This is a genomic window from Paenibacillus sp. DP01 (genome assembly GCF_044784315.1).
GTDB classification, from domain to species: domain Bacteria; phylum Bacillota; class Bacilli; order Paenibacillales; family Paenibacillaceae; genus Paenibacillus; species Paenibacillus polymyxa.
Window position 1 is genome coordinate 1088079 of record NZ_CP173059.1, and the last position, 18149, is coordinate 1106227.

Genomic DNA, 18149 nt, shown 5'->3' on the forward strand with positions numbered 1-18149 from the left:
GGGATTCTAACCTATCATCACTTTAAATGAGAGAATCCCATTTCAACAGCGATCGGAAGAACAATCTGCACGCGAAGCGGCTCGACCTCCCACTGTAACTCATTTTTTATCTTCCCAATCACAACTAATTTGGAGGTTCATCATCGAATGAGTCGGAAAAACAACATGAAAACGAACTTGAAATTACTTACACTATTTGCAGTGGTTATGCTGCTGGTTGCCGGATGCGGTGGTCAGAAGCAGGCTACACAAGAAACAACAACTAAAGAAGCAACATCCCAAAAAGAAGTGACCTTGAAAGTAGCCACGCTGATCCCACCGATGACAGATGTGCTGGATATCGTGAAGCCACTGCTTAAACAGGACGGAGTCAATCTGGAAATTGTTGTGCTGTCAGACAATATCCAACCGAACAACGCATTGGCAAGCCGTGAAGTGGATGCTAACTTCTTTCAGCATGCTCCGTTTATGCAACAATATAATGAAAGCAACAAATCTGATTTGGTAGCGGTAAAACCGATTTACAACGCCATTTATGGCGCGTACTCCAAAAAATACAAGAACATTAAAGACCTGCCCGAAGGTGCGACGATTGCCATTGCCAATGATCCGGCCAATACCGGACGTTCTTTGGTAATGATGGAGCAAAACGGTCTAATCAAGCTTAAAGAAGGTGTAGGCTATAATGCTACACAGGCTGATATTATTGAGAATAAGAAAAAGTTTGTGTTTAAAGAAGTGGATTTGTTGATGCTGGCGCGGTCGCTGGATGATGTGGACATGGCTGCCATGTATCCCGCATATGCCAAGCCGCTCGGTCTGACACCGAAGAAGGACGCGCTGATTACCGAAAAAGATGATACGCACTTTGCCATTAATTTGGTAGCGCGTAAGGATAATGCAGATTCCGATGCCATTCAAAAGCTAGCAAAACGAATGACCGGACCGGAAGTACGCAAATTTTTTGAGGACAATTACAAGGATAGCGTTGTTCCAGCATTTTAAATAAATAAGTATTGAAACATTATTTTTGATGATATTTGACCTGTATAATGGAGTGCAGTCTGTGAAGAGCAGATGGTCTCCCTTGTGCAGGTCTTTTTCTTTTTCATCCTTAATATGGGTAAAATTCATCGAAATCAGGGTACAAAGTCTTATTTTTTAAGATTTTAGTGTATTACAGCACTGTGAATTTTGGTCATAAAGGGTGATAGAGTAATGATAAGGAACCTATTAAAATAAATATACGAACAAACATTCGTTTTATGTTTTGTTAACGATGTTTGTAGGAGGGTCGAGAAATTCAGCTGACAACGGTTCAAAAGCGTCAATAAAAAGGAAGGGAAACAATATGAAGCTGTTTGTAACTGTAAAAAGTTTGGGAAAGCGTAAACCCGCACTCGCACAACAGGAAATAGAGCTGAGCCCTACTCCAGAAACATTGCGAGATTTGATTACAGCAACCGTTGCCCTGAATGTTCAAAAGCTACGGGAAAAGCAGGAGAGTGTCGCGCTGATTCCGTTCCTCACGGAAGAGGAAATTCAGGCACAAGGCGAGACAGGCAAAGTTGGATTCGGTTCCATATATAATGATGGTGTTCCTAATATTGAGGCTGCCGTGAACACGGCAATGCAGGCCTTTGAGGATGGTTTATACAGGGTTTTTGTATGTGATGAGGAAGCGATTGAACTGGACGCTCCTTTGTCACTTCATGCAGGGGATGAGATTGTATTTATACGCTTCACAATGTTGGCTGGAGGCCTATGGTAGAGGAGGAGACGAAATATGCATCAGGAGAACAATGAGCAAGAATATTTCGCCACACTGAAAGAGCGCGCGGCGCAACTGGGTGGACAACAGCAGGAGTTGGCTCAGTATGTTGTGGAACTGGGTAAGCTTCATTACATACAAGAGGTTGAGGAGCCATTTATCAAATGTCAGCAAATACTGAAAGAACGGGCGGCAGAAAGCGGAGAACCGCTGTTCAAGCCACTGGCAGAAGTGTTGCGTTCTCTAATTGGACAAACAGCTGGCGATGTGTTTGCACATCTAACCGAGCATGTGACCGAATATCCTTACAGCACTGGGTATGAGCGCAGACCGTTTCGCACTTCGGATATTACCGCTCATACTTCCCGGGTTTATAAAAAAATGGTGCAGTTGATCCGAATGGACTGTATCGGATTCTCTATAATGGATTATTTAACGAAAAAGGATTACGAACCAGGCAGGGATTACCGGATTCAGGAAACGATTGGGGAATGGATTGCTTACGAGCTAGACAACGGCAATTCACAGGTGCTAGAGGCGCTAAAAGCTATTATTTATGGGGATAATCAGGCGGCGCTACTTACGCGCAATATGATTAAAGGCATGCTGCTAAGCCATCAAGATGAGAATTATCACATGATTGGCGAGCTGCTGGCAGCGGCCAGGCTTCAAGAGGGATTACGCCAAAGCATTGTGGAGCAAATGGATGAAGGAACTCCTCAGGCTCTCATTTATCTGTTAAAGGTGATCATCGACCAAGGCTTCATTCGATACAGTTCGGTAGTGCGGGCACTTGCAGTGTGGACGGGCATGGGCTTGGAATCTGCCAATCAGCGGGTCGTTCGCCAGCTGATCGAGCAGGCATATGAAGCATTAACTCGCACTGAACTGCGCCAGGAATGGCTGACCAGTTCAAATGCTAACGAACTGTATATGAGCTTGTGGGCTACGGCAGTACATGAGGAACGTGATTTATATGGACAGGTTCGCCAACTTATGGAGCAGGGAGCAGCATACCAGAAGATTGTAGCACAGTATGTACTGTCTAATACTAAAAACAAGGATCTGCGCCTCGGAATTGCGAGAGAATATCTGGATGAGACGGACCCGGAGCTTCGCTATTGGATACTGACGAACTATACAACTGATTATTTTTATGAATGGGTAGAAGGCGGGACGGTCGCGGATCGAATCGTTAAAGTGGCGCGCACTCCTTTGCTGGATAGCAAAGAGGAGCGTCGTAAGGATTTTGAACGACTTCATAACCTGTTTGTACATATGAAAAAGAGTGAGTCTACCGAGCCTTCCAAGGTGCTGGATTATGTAAACCTGTATCACCGCTCGGATGCACCTATTCAAAAAATGCTGTATCTCGCTGGTTATGATATGGATGCTTCCTGGATTGGGGAAATTATAGCCTTAAAGGATCAGATTAGCCCTAATCTGCGCGGCGAGATATTGAATCATTTTGTGCAGAACCCTGAGGATGCGGTACAGCGTGATTTTATTTTTTCCAGCTTGTCTGACAAAAGTATGAGTATCCGTGAGTTCGCTGTGGCCAAGGCGCGCAAGCTGACGCTGTCGGAACCAGAAATGCAGCAAATGGAAGCTTTATTAAAGCTCAAGACAGGCTCGTTGCGACAAAGTGTCATTGGTGTGTTGCTTTCACAATCGGAAGATCCGCTCGCTGGCTCATTGGAACGCTTGCTTCGTGCGAAGGCGGAACTGCAACGATTGGGTGGACTGGAAATATTGACAAAGATATATGCAGACCCGGATCGTGCCCAGCAGTATGAAAATCTGCGGGCTTTAGCGGATATCATTCAGCAACCCACCGCCAAAGAGGAGCAACTGCTGTCCAAGCTGGGACAGGAGGATGCTTATACAGGGACAAACGGCTTTGGCTTGTACGATCCGAATGTCAAGGAAGCTTGGTTGGAAGAGAAGGTTGATCTGGGTGATTTCCGAATGGCCGATGTTTTTGCTAGTCCATTGGAGAAGCTAAAGCAGTTCTTGAGTGGACTGGATGAGCTTGTTCATCATCATCGTGATGTGGAATATACTGCGGAGTATTATTCAGGCTACAAAGATACATTGCTTATTGGGACGAATCTTCGCCCTCTACGACTGGTTCAGGTCGATGAAGAAGTAGATTCCAGGCTGTCTTTATATCCTCTTTATGAGGAATGGGAACGTTATTTGCAGGAAAGCGGCATAGAAGCGCGTGATCTGCTGGAGCTTGTTTTTTATGATCGATTGGAGCCAATGGACCGAACGTTGGATCGCTACTATCGATATTTCTCATTTAACTTTGGCTATTCAGAACAAAGCAAGCAAAAGCTGCTAGAAGGATGGCGTAAAGACTTCGCCGAACAAATGTATCCTTTAGAGCGGATTAACGAGGTTCAAAAGTGGATGGCAGAGCTGACCTATTCCGATCAGGTAAGCACATTAATTAATGCTTATTTTATGGACACAGCCGGTTCCGAAACATTTGACGTAATCGACCTTGCCTTCAATTCACTAATGCAAAGTATGCCTAAGGATAGACCTGTAGAGGATATGGGAATGTTTCATTTATTGTCCGGCCCGTGGTTGGCATTGGAGAAAGGGCGAGTCCATGATAATGAGTCCTTTAAGCGCTTTTTCCATACCTTTGTGAACTACGCAGAATGGCCAGGCATGGAAAATCGTTTTTATTCTCCGCTGGATCTGGAGGATCACTTCAAAGCCTATGAAAAAGGACTGATCAGTGTAGGTGAAGTGTATCGGGAGCTGCTGGCCGGTAGTGAAAGCAGAAGGCATATGAGCACCTTAACCAATGCTCGTAATACATGGATTTCCAGCAAGCCAGAATTTTTGGAGATACGTCGTACGGTTATTGATCGACTGCTGGAGGTTGAATTGGTTCGAGGCGATTTGCCTACCGAAGCCACGTCAAAGGTGATGGGTCTGAGCCGGATTGAAGGCATGGATTATTTTATCCGTATTCTGGAGGGGCTCGACAAGGAAACGTTCGTGCGTGGTTATGTGTATGGCTACGGTGATCGTATTACCAAAAAAGAATCGTTCAGCCACTTGCTCAAGGCATGTTATCCAAGTGATGGCGAGGATGCTGCATTACTCAAGGAGAAGCTGAAGAAAACTAAAATTACAGATAAACGTTTGTTGGAGGCGGCAATGTATGCCCCACAATGGATTGAGATTGTAGCAGGCTATCTCGGGTGGGAAGGACTTCGCAGTGCAGCATGGTACTTCCATGCGCATATCAATGAAGGCTTTTCGGCTGAGAAGGAAACGATTGTAGCTCATTATTCACCGATAGCTCCGCAGGATTTTAATGATGGTGCCTTTGATATTCACTGGTTTCATGAGGCCTATGAGACGCTGGGCGAGGAACGATTTGATCTGCTGTACGACTGTGCCAAGTATATTTCGGCTGGAGCCAATCATCGTCGATCCCAATTGTTTGCGGATGCGACGTTGGGTAAGCTGAAACGAAGTGAAATGGAAAAATCAGTGGAAGACAAGCGAAACAAAGACCATTTGTTGACCTACAGTTTGATTCCACTTGCCGAGCCGCCTGAACCAGATGTCCGCGAACGTTATGATTTTATCCAGAAGTTTCTGGAACAAAGCAAGAAATTCGGGGCACAGCGTAAGGCTAGTGAGGCACTGGTTTCACGGATTGCGCTCGGGAATTTGGCACGTAATGCAGGTTATGATGACGTAACCCGTCTCGTCTGGGACATGGAAGCTCGCAAGCTGGATGATCTCCGCTCTTATTTTGAGCCCCATGCCTTAGATGAGGCTACAACGATACAACTGGTCATTGATGATGAAGGAACGGCAGATATTGAAATTGTCAGCAAAGGGAAGACGCTGAAATCCATTCCGGCTCGTTTCAAGAAGGATGAGTATGTTACGGCGTTGAAAGAGCTTAAAGGAGATCTGGTAGACCAATATCGCAGAGCTCGCAAAGAATTGGAACGCTCTATGGAGTCTGGTACGACCTTTATGGTGAAGGAATTAAGAGGATTGTTAGGCAATCCTGTGCTTGCTCCGCTGGTGAGGACACTGGTTTTCAAAGCTGGTGATCACCTCGGTTATTTTAATGGGGATACGTTGGTGTTGACTGCTCCTTCTGCTGAACAGCATACTATTGGAGAAGAGGATAAGTTGGTTATTGCACATCCACTTCATTTGTACGAAAGTGGTCGTTGGAGCGAATTCCAGAAGGACTTATTCGACCGCCAGATACGCCAGCCATTTAAGCAGGTGTTCCGTGAGCTGTATCTGCTGAATGCTGATGAACGTGCCAACGCGACAGTTTCCCGTCGGTATGCGGGACATCAGGTACAGCCGAATAAAACGGTATCCTTACTAAAAAGTCGCCAATGGACAGTCAGCTATGAAGACGGACTCCAGAAGGTGTACTATGCCGAGAATCTGATTGCGAACCTGTATGCCATGGCCGATTGGTTCTCACCAGCGGATACTGAGGCTCCTACACTGGAGACCGTGCAGTTCTTTGATCGGACAACATATAAGAGCGTGCCTTTGGAGGAGGTTCCACCTGTTCTGTTCTCTGAAGTTATGCGGGACGTGGATCTGGTCGTCAGTGTTGCTCATGTAGGCGGCGTTGATCCAGAGGCTAGTCTGACAACCGTTGAAATGCGTAAGGTCATTGTACAGGAATCCCTTCGTCTGCTGAAAATTAGCAATGTACGCTTAGATGGGAATTACGCACGTATAGATGGGAATCTTGGCGAGTATGCGGTGCACCTCGGAAGCGGTGGGGTCTACAAGCAAGCCAAGGGAGCACTGCACATTATTCCGGTGCATTCGCAGCATCGTGGTCGCATCTTCCTGCCGTTTCTGGATGAGGATCCAAGAACAGCCGAGATTCTATCCAAAATAGCGTTGCTGGCTGATGATCAGAAAATCAAGGACCCACAAATTCTTGAACAGCTTCAAGCGTAGAATAGAAATTGTAATATAAAGAAAATCATAATTAACTCAACGTTCGCATCTAGACAAGGCTTCAAATCATCGACTGTGCAAGTGGAAGCTAAGTTTAGCTGCGGAGGTTGAGTTATTTAATATCAGGTATGAATCGAGCTCGAATAAGGAGATATGCGTAAAAAGTTGTTCCTGGTTTTGAAGGGAAGCTTACGACATCACAATTGACGATAATAGGAGAATACAGCGATGGTAAATAGCATCCTTTTAAAAGAGTACGCAACCGAGTATCAATCGCAAGTTGTCGATTTAATTTTACATATTCAACAGAACGAATATAATATCGTCATCACTAAAGAAGATCAGCCTGATCTGCTTGATATTAAAAACTTTTATCAGCATGGTAACGGCAACTTCTGGGTGGCTCTTCATGAAGGAATCGTAGTAGGGACGGTTGCCTTACTAGATATCGAAAACCATAAGACGGCGCTCAGAAAGATGTTTGTAAAACAAAACTATAGAGGCAAAGCCTTTAATGTTTCAAATCAATTACTTCAGCATGCCATAGGATGGGCCAAGGAACGGTCTGTTGAGGGAATCTATCTTGGAACAACACCGCAATTCGTAGCCGCTCATCGTTTTTATGAGAAGAATGGATTTGTTAGTATAGCTCTTGATGAATTGCCAATGGGCTTTCCAGTTATGAAAGTAGATAAAAAGTTTTACAAATACACCATTCAATAAATGGCCTGAACCAAGACGATCCTAAAGGAAATTCCTGCTCAAAACTGACTTCGTGCTCGCCTCGCTGCCTTCCTGCCGAGCTGCAATACAAACTGCCGCCGAGCAGGAATTCCTTTTGTTTAGGACAGGTGTTTGCTAGAATGAAGAAGACCGTGTAAGCCAATGTTAACTATACAACTGGGAGGGATACAAGTATGAGCAAAAAGATTAAATGGGGAATTGTCGGTACGGGATGGATCTCAGATCAGTTTGTTGCCGATCTGCAACATGTTACGAATGGAGAAGGATACGCCGTTGGATCACGCAACATTGAAAGCGCTACCGAATTTGCAGCCAAGCATCAAATGGCACAGGCTTATGGTAGCTATGAGGAATTAGTGCAAGATTCCGAGGTCGATGCTATTTACATAGGGACTCCTCATCCTTTTCATAAAGAAAATGTTCTAGCAGCTCTACGAGCGGGCAAAGCCGTCTTGTGTGAGAAACCCTTCACCGTCAACAGCAAAGAGTTGGAGGAACTAATCCGTTACGCCCGTGACCATAAGCTATTCCTGATGGAAGCCATGTGGACGCGTTTTTTGCCTCCGATACGCCAAGTGCAGGAGTGGCTACATGCGGGACGTATTGGTGAAGTGAAGTTGGTGAAGGCGGAATTCGGTTTTCGCATAGATTGGAACCCAGAGGGAAGATTATTGAATCCCGAGCTGGGCGGAGGGGCATTATTAGATGCGGGAATTTACCCCGTTTCTTTTGCTTCGATGATCTTTGGCCCTGAACCAGAGCATGTATGGAGTACTGCTTATATCGGGGAAACTGGCGTTGATGAGACATTTTCAATCATGTTGGATTATGGAAAAGGACGTACAGCTATGCTTAATGGGGCAGTTCGTCTCGGACTGACGAATGAAGCTTATATCCATGGAACCAAGGGCTATATTCACATTCCGTCGTTCCTGAATGGTACATCGGCTACTTTAGTTGTGGACGGTGAAGAGGCGCAAAACTTTCAGGATGATCGTTCCTCTACAGGCTATGCTTTTGAGGCAGAAGAAGTTGGGCGCTGCTTGAACGAAGGTTTGCTCGAAAGCTCTACTATTTCTTTGGATGAATCATTAGGAATTATGAAATTGATGGATCAGATTCGTTCACAGTGGGGACTTCGGTATCCGTTTGAATAATCACATTGAATCCACAGTGCTTCCAGGGACCGTTCAGGTTCCTGGATTTTTTTGTTACCCAAACTTTTTTTATACATAAGTATTCCCAATTTCCTAAATAGAGGCTTTGGTCGCACGCTAAAAAAGACCATAGAAGCATGTCAAAGTGTGGGACATATGAATCATTTTTTATGATTATAAATAGTTAAAAATACGTCATTAAAAAGTTACAAAAGTGTAATCTTGTGATCGGTTAACTGAATTGTTAGCGTTCTCTTTTTATGAGAAAGAATGAAGGTCCTAGTGTTCTCCTTCCAAAAACTTTCAATGAAATTTCCGAAAATGTGCGGTAGGGTGGTAAACGTGTCACTTGAGCCATTGCGGCTTTTGCTGATTTGCTTGCTTACCCCGTGGCTCTGGATTTTTGTTGGAGCTCGCAGGGTCGAGAGCCTTTGCAAGCCTGTGAGCGTTGAATAGGCATTCACCTCATGACCAAACATCAAGGAGGAATTACAAACGTGAAAGTAAAATCAACATGGGTGTTCCGTATGGTGATGATGACAGTCATTGCGGCTGTTGTGATCGGACCTATGCATATTGCAGGAGCGGCAGGAAGCCGGACAGATCGGCCTTGGATGAACACGTCCATGTCGGCTGAGAAACGGACAGCATTGCTGTTACAAGAAATGACGCTGGAAGAAAAAATAGATCTGGTGACTGGTAAGGTCAACAATTATTATGGATTTTATAATAATTCGATGGAACGGTTGGGTATTCCAGCGTTAAAGATGGCAGATGGACCTGCGGGTGTGCGGATCGCCAATCCGGATGTGCAGGACAAGCAATCAACTGCGTTGCCGGCCCCTATTGCACTGGCTGCAACGTGGGATACTCAGGCTGCCAAACAGTATGGAGATTTGATTGGAGACGAGGCTTTTAATACAACTCATAATGTGGTGCTTGGACCGGGGATGGATATTGCCCGTATTCCATGGGGATCGAGAAACTTTGAATCTATGGGCGAGGACCCGCTACTGCAATCGCAAATGGTGACCGCTTATGTCAAAGGTGTACAAAGCCATCCTGTTTTGGCGACTGCGAAACATTACCTTATGAATAATCAGGAGACGGAGCGTTTCACGACAAATGTCAAAGTCAGTGACCGTGCGCTGCATGAAATTTACATACGCCCGTTTGAGGAGGCTATTGCCAAGGCAGATTTGGGCGGAGCTATGTGCTCCTTTAACAAGGTCAACGGCGAATCGGCATGTGAGAACAAGACCATCCTGACAGACCTTTTGAAAAAGGAAATGCAATTCAAGGGCTTCGTGATGAGTGATTATGGCGCGAATCTGAGTACAGTCGAATCGGCAAATAGCGGCTTGGACCTGGAAACACCGGGAACCCCTTATGGTAAATGGGGAGATCAGCTGCTGGATGCGGTCAAGACTGGTAAAGTAAGTGAACAAACGATTGATGATAAGGCTAAGCGTATTCTGGTGCAGATGTTCAGTAAAGGTTTGTTTGATCACCCGGCTCAAAATAATCAAATTGATGCCCGTGACCATGGTAAAACAGCCCGTCAATTGGCTGAGGAAAGTATGGTGCTGCTTCAAAATAAAAACAACGTATTACCGTTGTCTCAAGATAAACTCAAATCCATTGCTGTGATTGGTCCAGATGCAGATAACGGCACCGTGGCAGGCGGAGGCAGTTCGTTGGTGAACCCGACGTACACGGTGAGTCCGCTGGAGGGCATTCGTAATCGTGTAGGCAAAGGAGTTACCGTCCAGTATGCACCGGGCACGGATCCTATTTCTGCGGGGGACATTATGCCAGGTCCATCAGCTGTTCCGTCATCGTTGCTGACCACATCCGATCAGAAAGAGAATATCAGTGTTGGATATGCGACTTATGGCGATGCTGAGCAGGGACTGCGAGGCGAATACTGGACGAATAACAAGATGGAAGGCAATCCGGTTCTTGTGCGCAATGATGATCAAGTCAATATGAACCTTGGCTTTTATAATTATCAGGGTTTCAATGCGAAGTCCCCTAAAGTTCCCAATACACCAACGACCCTGAACGGTTTGATATCTGCACGCTGGACAGGGGCTATTGCAGCTCCCAAGGATGGTGACTATGCATTGTCATTAACCAGTTTGGGATCAAGCAAGTTGTATATTGATGACAAGCTATTTGTAGATAATCAGGGTACGAAGCTGGAAACAACGAAGAAAAACATCTCGTTCAAAGCGGGGGAAAAACATAAGATACGTATTGAATATCGTGCCGATTATCCGACAAATGGTCGCGATTCTGGCGGTATGGTTCGTCTGGGCTGGGAGCCTCCAGCAGATACGACAGACAAGCTGATTGACAATGCTGTAAAGCTGGCCAAAAGATCGGATGTTGCGATTGTGGTCACGCGTACGTATGAGAGTGAAGGCTATGTGGAGCGTTCCGATATGGAGCTGCCGAACAATCAGGATCGGCTGATCCGTGCGGTTGCCGCTGCCAATCCGAAAACCATTGTGGTACAAATGAGCGGCAGAGCTGTGCAAATGGACACCTGGCAGGACAAAGTTCCTGCGATCGTACAGGCATGGTTTGCTGGTCAAGAGCAAGGGAATGCCATAGCGCGCGTCTTGTTTGGGGATGTAAATCCTTCTGGCAAGCTACCGGTAACCTTCCCGGTTAACGAGCAGTCTACACCTGTATCCTCACCGGAGAAATTTCCGGGAATCAATGGAGTGGGTGACTATTCAGATGGTATTTTTGTAGGCTACCGTGGATATGAAAAATCGGGTATCCAACCTGCGTTCTCCTTTGGACACGGTTTATCCTACACGACTTTCGGATATAGTGATTTGAAGGTAAAACAGCATGCGAGTGGAAAGAAATCCGATCGTACAAGTTCAGTCGAGGTTTCGCTTAAATTGAAAAACACTGGGAAAAAAGCTGGAGCTGAGGTTGTACAGGTATACAGCGGTAAGCTCCCGACCAATGTAGAGACCCCATCCCGTCAACTGGCAGGTTGGGCCAAGGTGGAATTAAAGCCGGGCCAAGAGAAGAAAGTCCGCATTGAGCTTGACCCGAAAGCTCTCTCTTATTGGGATGAAAAATCCAAAGCATGGGTTATGCCATCTGGTGAAGTTCCGATTTATGTAGGCAGCTCCTCTCAGGATACAAGACTGACAGGAAGTGTTACGATTCCGGCAACCTCTACAGAAAAGGCAAAAAAGTAATCCCGTTATATTCCTTTTAAAGTGGTTAAATTTCAAGAGAGCACGGGCACTAGCACCGGCTCTCTTTTTGCTATAAGTAGGTAACCATTCTAATAGGATCTAATAGGTATGCAAAGGGAAAACCTAGTGAAAGCTGTAATAGTAGGAACGATGGAGACAGGATGATTATAGAGAGAGGAGGATATAGATGAAGAAACTCCAAAAACAACGACGTTCTGACTTCTTGCTGCTTATAGTTGCAGCTATCATCTTGATTGGTGCTATTCTGGTCAGTCTGGCTATGCAGAATGGTGTGAACACGGCAGGCGAAAAGAATGTCAGTATGTGGCTAACCACACCGGACCCCGCGAATCGTCTAACACAACAAGCCCCAATTCCATGGAGAATAGACGACAGTAACGAAGCTGCAGCGAGTGCGGATACACTGACGGTTGAGATTAGACCCAATATTCGTTACCAGACGATGGAAGGGTTTGGTGCAGCCGTGTCCGGTTCGTCCGCATATCTGATGAATCATGGCATGTCTGCCAATCAACGTGACCAGTTGCTCAATGATTTGTTTACAGCTGGCGGCATTCAATTAAGCTATATTCGCCATACCATTGGAGCATCAGATTATTCAGTGGATGAACAGGGACAACCTAGCAGCTATACTTACGATGATGTGGCAACCGGCAAGGACTATGAGCTAAATCATTTTTCCATTGCCAAGGATCGGGATGTGATCGATGTGCTGAAGCAAATTCTGAGAAGAAACCAGGATCTACGGATTATGGGGACTCCTTGGACGGCCCCGCCCTGGATGAAATATGGTGAGCAGATATATAACGGCTGGTATTTGGATTATACCGATCCGCGTGTCTATCAGGCGTATGCTGACTATTTTGTTCGTTATATACAAGCCTTTGCGAACGAGGGAGTCCCAATTCAGGCGATTTCCATTCAAAATGAACCGGAATTCACCACGTCCAAGTATCCCAGCATGAGTATGGGAGCAGTGGAGCAGGCGAAATTTATCAAGCAATACTTAGGCCCTGCTTTAAGTCGAAACGATTTGTCTACCCACATTATTGCCTTTGACCATAACTGGGATACAGGGAGTGAATATGCCAAGACCGTGCTGGGAGACGAACAGGCTCGAAGCTATACGCACGGAACAGCCTTTCATTGCTACCAAGGAGAGCCGACAGCGATGACAGACGTGCACGATGCTTTTCCGGATAAGCCTGTTTATATGACAGAATGCAGCGGAGGAGCATGGAGCCCAGGCTTTGGAGATGATTTAAGCTGGGATATGTCCAAGCTGATTATTGGTGCACCTCGAAACTGGTCGCAAAACGTCCTCTTTTGGAATATTGCACTTGATCCATCCGGCGGTCCGGCCAATGGTGGATGTACCAACTGCAGAGGTGTAGTGACCATCGACCCGTTAAGCGGTGCCGTTACAAAAAATGTAGAATACTATGCGATTGGACATGCCAGCAAATTTGTTCGTCCAGGTGCGGTACGTATTGATTCTACCCACTATAGTGGAAGTATCGAAACAGTCGCTTATCGTAACCCCGACGGTACGCTGGTCCTGATTGCCGCCAATACGGGAGAGAACACCAAGACCTTTAAGGTTCGGCAGGGAAATCACGTTTTCAAATCAACCCTTCCATCCAAGTCAGCAGCTACCTTTCAATGGGAGCCTACAACTTCCTGATACGGTCTCTACATCAATGTTTATAAAAATTTTAGAGTGCTTAGCCCTAATTGGCTAAGTGCTCTTTTTTTCTCTATCAATTTTCAATTGTGAATAAATAAAATTTTAATGTTGTTCAGAATCGGTTCAGAAGCGGATGATAAGATCTTTTCACTAACAAAAGAATGAACCGTGAACGAGGAAAAACTGGTGATCAAGAACCAATAAAGAATGGCAGAAGGCGCTAATTGTGACGTTGCTGGCAGGTATGGCATGAAGACCACAGCTTTGTTCATGTGGAAAAGAAAGGGGACACGTCAGTAATTGTGAGTAAAGCGAATACAGTATCTTTTACCGATCAATCCAATATGTCATCCCAAGCGTTGCAGGTGGTACAGGAGGCTGTGAAGCAAGGGCTGATCACCGGTTATCCAGATGGCTCATTTCAGCCAGATCAACCACTGACGGGTAAGGAAATGGCCGCTTTGCTGGCTAATGTACTTAAGCTTGCCGTAACGGCGAAAGCAGTAACTTTTAATGACACACAGGGGAGTTGGGCCCTTCCTTATATAGAGGCGGTGCGTGCGGCAGGTCTAATGACTGAGGACCCAACGGGAGCTTTCCACCCGGGTGCTCCGGTGAGTCATGAGGAATGTGGCAGTTCTATAACGAATCCAACACCCACACCTAACCATGTACCTGTTACAGCCACAGTTCCTCCCGATCAATATGGCATTGTAGGTTCTGAAGATACACTAGTAGATTTAAAAAATGTATTTTTTGGTGCTGATCAGGATGAGCTATCGTATCGTGCGATCACTTCAGATGTAAACGTAGTAAAAGCAGAAGTAGCAAGTCAACAGCTTACGTTAAAGCCCAAATCAGCAGGAAGCACACAGGTGTTTGTGACAGCAGAGGATGGGAAAGGTGGTAGAGCGAGCGTGTTTTTCACCTATACAGTCACTGGCTCTACTTATAGCTCAACTTTGATCTAATTAGATGTTACAAAGCTGGACGTTCACGTTGTATTTAGTGGTACCGCCTGGCAGAGCGACTATATTTCAGGTTCATTAGGAACCACAGGAGGCATTTTTTTTGTTCTTTTCACAATATGTCGATGGTGGAGACGGTCGCATCGTGCTGCAATTGTTTTACAACCGAGAATGTGACTTCTCTCATAAAATAGAAGGATATGAGCTGGAGGTTCACCAATTCATGAAAAATACGAACCGCATGAACGTGTCCAGCATAGCGCTATATCCGGTTAACCCATTAATACCGTATCTGATCATAAACAGCATCTTTTACGATTTTATAGATGTTACAAATGTTTCCTATTTTAATCAAGAGGGTCATTTTTATAACCCAAGCGAATTTAATACGGTCGCATATGTACTAAAATATCATGGAACTGTGGTAGATGTGCTTGGAGAGCCTCATTCGCAGGATCAATTGTTTCCTCAAGGTGGGACATTTGTTCGTAAACAAGGTATAACATGCGGATCGCCCGTTTTTAATCAGCAGAATGAGTGGATTGCATACCCGAAAGGTACTTATCAATATGTGGGAAGGCATACACCTTAATTGTGTATATTGGGGGGAGGCAAAAAAACTTCGAACAGAAAAGCTGAAGGTTTTCACTGCATGTATCTTACAATATTTGGCAGACTTACTTTTGCGAAATTAGTTTATAAGGATTGCTTGGTAAAAAATTAGAGATTTCCATACAGATTTGGTTGGGATGCTTCTAATGGAGAAAGATGTGTAGTTATGCATGAGTGATGCTTGGCAGTAGCTTGCTTTTCAACGTTTCCCATCAATCCACCGGGTCATATTTTCCGGCTAACACAAGAGTGGAAGAATTGTAACAAAAGATTAAGACTTCGATGAGCGAGAATTATAGTATCCTTGAATGAAAGTTCAACACTCCAAGGAGTAGTTTTCCGTCGCGGTCTCTACTCCTTTTGGCATTAAGCTAAAGGGAAACGTTTGTTTAATCAAACAGCGGTAGTCTAGGACTTTATTTTCTCGTCCAAGGCTGCTGCTGTCTTTTTTTTGGGGGACAATCGGATACTTATTTTATCGAGTTTGCCGATTTTGAAAATTGAAAAGACGCTAGACTAGATATACAGTTCCAAAAATTTTACTTACTTATGCTTATGCCAGGTATTTTTTATGATGTAGTTTTCCTATATTTGTAACCAAATCGTTTTTGCCTCTGTTAACTTCCCTCGTGTCCTCAATGCAATTGAAGTAGCGATCCGTTATCAATTTTGATTGATTTGTCTTCTGTTATTAGTACAAGCATTTTTCATCCTCTTAGCATGTAATAGAGCATGAGGGGAGGTGAATCCAATTGGCTAATACACGTCGTCCAGTAAAAAAGAAAATAACGCAATATAACTCTCCAGAACACAGATGTCACAGAAGATGTCGCAGAGCTTGCTGGTATGGTGACCACTGGGATCTTTGCGAGGAATGCAGAGTAGACCATAACGGAAACAACAACAGCTCGCGCAAAAATAGTGGTAAAAGCAGCGTTGTGAAGAAAGTGAAAAAAATCAAGAAAACTTGCAAATGTGGAAAACGATAAGTAATCAAAAACATCTGTTAGCGCTTAAAAGCCTTCTCTGTTAATACAAGAGGGGGCTTTTAAGGTTATAAAACCACAATAAAAAACATATCGGGGGATATATCATGGGATGGTTAGCAGAGGGCGTAAAGAAGAAAACAATGACCATTCGAGAGTCTACGACATTATGGAGGCATACAATACATATGAAAAATGTATCTATATCACTAAAGCGATGAAAATAGTAAACACCTGGATTAAAAACTGTGGTACTAAGATTAAAAATTCCATTTTTATTTCCTCCTTATTAAGACCCTAAACGATGTATAACTGTTTTCCTAAATTTCTAAAGATCAAAAAATAATGGTAAGAGGGAATTTTGAATGAAGAAAAATGGTTTACGCTACTTGCTACACTTACAATGGTGGCTGCATTAGGTACTTCTGTATCCGCTGCACCTGTTGTTCCGTCGGCTGATACTTCAGTTTCGGTTTCTGCTTCTGAAGCTTTAACAAAAGATCAAGCTACATCCGAAACTGCTGTCGATCAATCCGAGCAAGAGGCTCAAAAAGTTGTCACAAAATACTTAACTGCTATGCACGAAAAGAATTTTTCGGATGCAGTAATAGAACTGATTTTGACAAAATTGAAGTTGTTGGTGCCCAAAAAGAGTCCAATTCGAGTGTAGCAGTTACAGTCAAAGAGGATGGGGAAAAACAAAATTTGAAAGTAATCAAAGATGGTGAAGAGTGGAAGTTAGTTCTTGGTGATGGCAATCCTGCAACCGTTAAAGCACTGAATCCATCTGAAATTTCTACAAATGCGGCTGTAGACTATTATAGACTTAGTGGGGTTCAATATGGAACTGTACTAATTGGGGGCGACGCATTTTCTGTTGGTTCATCCCATTCGGCGACAATCAAAGGATGGCAAGACACAGGTATTAGTGACGTAAAAGCTGTTAATAGATATGAGATTGTGCAAGATGTATGGAATGGATGGAAAGAATGGAGTGTTCCACAGAAGGTATCTGGAAACAGTTCTGAAAAAGATTCTAGTACCTGGTACAGTAGATCTTTTGATGGTATCCCGGCAGGTAGTGGATATCATATCAGAATTTTGAATTGTTTTCATTCAAAAAAACGAACGCTACATTTGAAGCTGCAATGCTGATTGATTGAGAAGTAGGGGGTTCTGGAGAAATCCAGGAGAGCCCTTTTTAATACATGGTTGAAACTAAAGGCTGGTTTTAACCAGCCGGGGTATCTGTAGCAAGTAGACTGACTGATCGACAAGTAAGAGAGCGACTCCCTCTGTTTCATATTTAATAAATAAAAATTTGACATCAATCAAATCATATTTCCCTCGGTTGTCCTCCAAAAAGTCTTGAAGATATCCCATCTCCCACTAACCATTAATAATCCTACTTTTGAGAGCTTCTTTTTCACTAGGAACCATACCTAACAGGAGAGAGGCAATACCTGCTGCCAAGCTAGGTGCAGTGTATCCTTTTGTAAATGCGATCATTAATGATCTCCTTGTACTTAAAGTTTTTAGATGATTATAATGAAAATATAGTTTATATTTAGACTTTTTGAAGTTGTAGAGTCCTAATATATCCAAACACTTCAATTACAAAGGAGAGAATTCATTTCATGAGTATACATTTAGAGTTGGATTCCTTGTCGGTTGAAAGGCTAGCAATGGTCCTTTCAGGACGGCCAGGCATGTTCAAGTTGTTTTATGATACAGAGGATTGTGGATGCAACGGCGTACTTACCGTTTTGGTGATCGATGCACCGAATGCAACCGACACAGCAATTCAGTCCGATTCGTATTCTTTTTGGGTAGATCGGCAGCAGGAGCAGCAGTTCGATAGCCAAATGCGGCTTGAGGCAGATCCAAGTTACCCATCGTTCAAAGTAAGTAGCGATGCTGGTATATTGAGCAGCAATGTTAGAATTCAAGATCGGCGTGTAAACTCGTCCAAGGCGTGATATGCGGAGGTAAT

Annotated in this window: 12 protein-coding genes; all 12 read left to right on the plus strand. The window is 44.3% G+C overall.

Annotated elements, in window-relative coordinates:
- Positions 1 to 147: 147 nt before the first annotated feature.
- Positions 148 to 1005 (plus strand): MetQ/NlpA family ABC transporter substrate-binding protein, encoded by an 858-nt coding sequence (locus ACH59B_RS04915; protein WP_016819898.1) that lies wholly within the window; start codon positions 148 to 150, stop codon positions 1003 to 1005.
- A 346-nt stretch (positions 1006 to 1351) separates the two neighbouring features.
- Positions 1352 to 1771, plus strand: coding sequence for a hypothetical protein (locus ACH59B_RS04920; RefSeq protein ID WP_017426280.1), 420 nt, complete (start codon positions 1352 to 1354; stop codon positions 1769 to 1771).
- Positions 1772 to 1786: 15 nt separating this feature from the next.
- Entirely contained in the window at positions 1787 to 6754 is a 4968-nt protein-coding gene (locus ACH59B_RS04925; RefSeq protein WP_404303425.1) for a DUF4132 domain-containing protein, read from the plus strand.
- 228 nt (positions 6755 to 6982) lie between these two features.
- Complete coding sequence (locus tag ACH59B_RS04930) at positions 6983 to 7477, plus strand: GNAT family N-acetyltransferase (protein ID WP_102998713.1); 495 nt, start codon at positions 6983 to 6985, stop codon at positions 7475 to 7477.
- Positions 7478 to 7671: 194 nt separating this feature from the next.
- Positions 7672 to 8655 carry a Gfo/Idh/MocA family protein gene (locus tag ACH59B_RS04935; RefSeq protein WP_025364117.1) on the plus strand — a complete coding sequence of 328 codons (984 nt, stop codon included), beginning with the start codon at positions 7672 to 7674 and terminating at the stop codon, positions 8653 to 8655.
- A 497-nt stretch (positions 8656 to 9152) separates the two neighbouring features.
- Positions 9153 to 11882 (plus strand): beta-glucosidase, encoded by a 2730-nt coding sequence (locus ACH59B_RS04940; RefSeq protein WP_025364118.1) that lies wholly within the window; start codon positions 9153 to 9155, stop codon positions 11880 to 11882.
- A gap of 187 nt (positions 11883 to 12069) precedes the next feature.
- The gene (locus tag ACH59B_RS04945; protein WP_025364119.1) at positions 12070 to 13587 is read left to right on the plus strand and encodes a glycoside hydrolase family 30 beta sandwich domain-containing protein; all 1518 of its coding nucleotides are present in this window, start codon (positions 12070 to 12072) and stop codon (positions 13585 to 13587) included.
- A 305-nt stretch (positions 13588 to 13892) separates the two neighbouring features.
- The gene (locus ACH59B_RS04950) at positions 13893 to 14561 is read left to right on the plus strand and encodes an S-layer homology domain-containing protein (RefSeq protein ID WP_025364120.1); all 669 of its coding nucleotides are present in this window, start codon (positions 13893 to 13895) and stop codon (positions 14559 to 14561) included.
- Between the two features lie 100 nt (positions 14562 to 14661).
- A complete protein-coding gene (locus ACH59B_RS04955) occupies positions 14662 to 15150 on the plus strand; it encodes a hypothetical protein (protein WP_025364121.1) in 489 nt (162 codons plus the stop codon).
- Between the two features lie 1367 nt (positions 15151 to 16517).
- Complete coding sequence (locus ACH59B_RS04960) at positions 16518 to 16826, plus strand: hypothetical protein (protein WP_225164846.1); 309 nt, start codon at positions 16518 to 16520, stop codon at positions 16824 to 16826.
- A gap of 35 nt (positions 16827 to 16861) precedes the next feature.
- Positions 16862 to 17311, plus strand: a complete 450-nt coding sequence (locus ACH59B_RS04965) for a hypothetical protein (RefSeq protein WP_025364123.1) — start codon at positions 16862 to 16864, stop codon at positions 17309 to 17311.
- A 482-nt stretch (positions 17312 to 17793) separates the two neighbouring features.
- Positions 17794 to 18135, plus strand: coding sequence for an iron-sulfur cluster biosynthesis family protein (locus tag ACH59B_RS04970; RefSeq protein WP_025364124.1), 342 nt, complete (start codon positions 17794 to 17796; stop codon positions 18133 to 18135).
- The last annotated feature ends 14 nt before the right edge of the window (positions 18136 to 18149 follow it).

Excerpts from the sequence above, each read along its gene's own strand:
- ACH59B_RS04930 (WP_102998713.1), top strand. The coding sequence starts at position 6,983 with ATGGTAAATAGCATCCTTTTAAAAGAGTACGCAACCGAGTATCAATCG.
- ACH59B_RS04920 (WP_017426280.1), top strand. The coding sequence starts at position 1,352 with ATGAAGCTGTTTGTAACTGTAAAAAGTTTGGGAAAGCGTAAACCCGCA.
- ACH59B_RS04925 (WP_404303425.1), top strand. The coding sequence starts at position 1,787 with ATGCATCAGGAGAACAATGAGCAAGAATATTTCGCCACACTGAAAGAG.
- ACH59B_RS04915 (WP_016819898.1), top strand. The coding sequence starts at position 148 with ATGAGTCGGAAAAACAACATGAAAACGAACTTGAAATTACTTACACTA.
- ACH59B_RS04935 (WP_025364117.1), top strand. The coding sequence starts at position 7,672 with ATGAGCAAAAAGATTAAATGGGGAATTGTCGGTACGGGATGGATCTCA.
- ACH59B_RS04945 (WP_025364119.1), top strand. The coding sequence starts at position 12,070 with ATGAAGAAACTCCAAAAACAACGACGTTCTGACTTCTTGCTGCTTATA.
- ACH59B_RS04970 (WP_025364124.1), top strand. The coding sequence starts at position 17,794 with ATGAGTATACATTTAGAGTTGGATTCCTTGTCGGTTGAAAGGCTAGCA.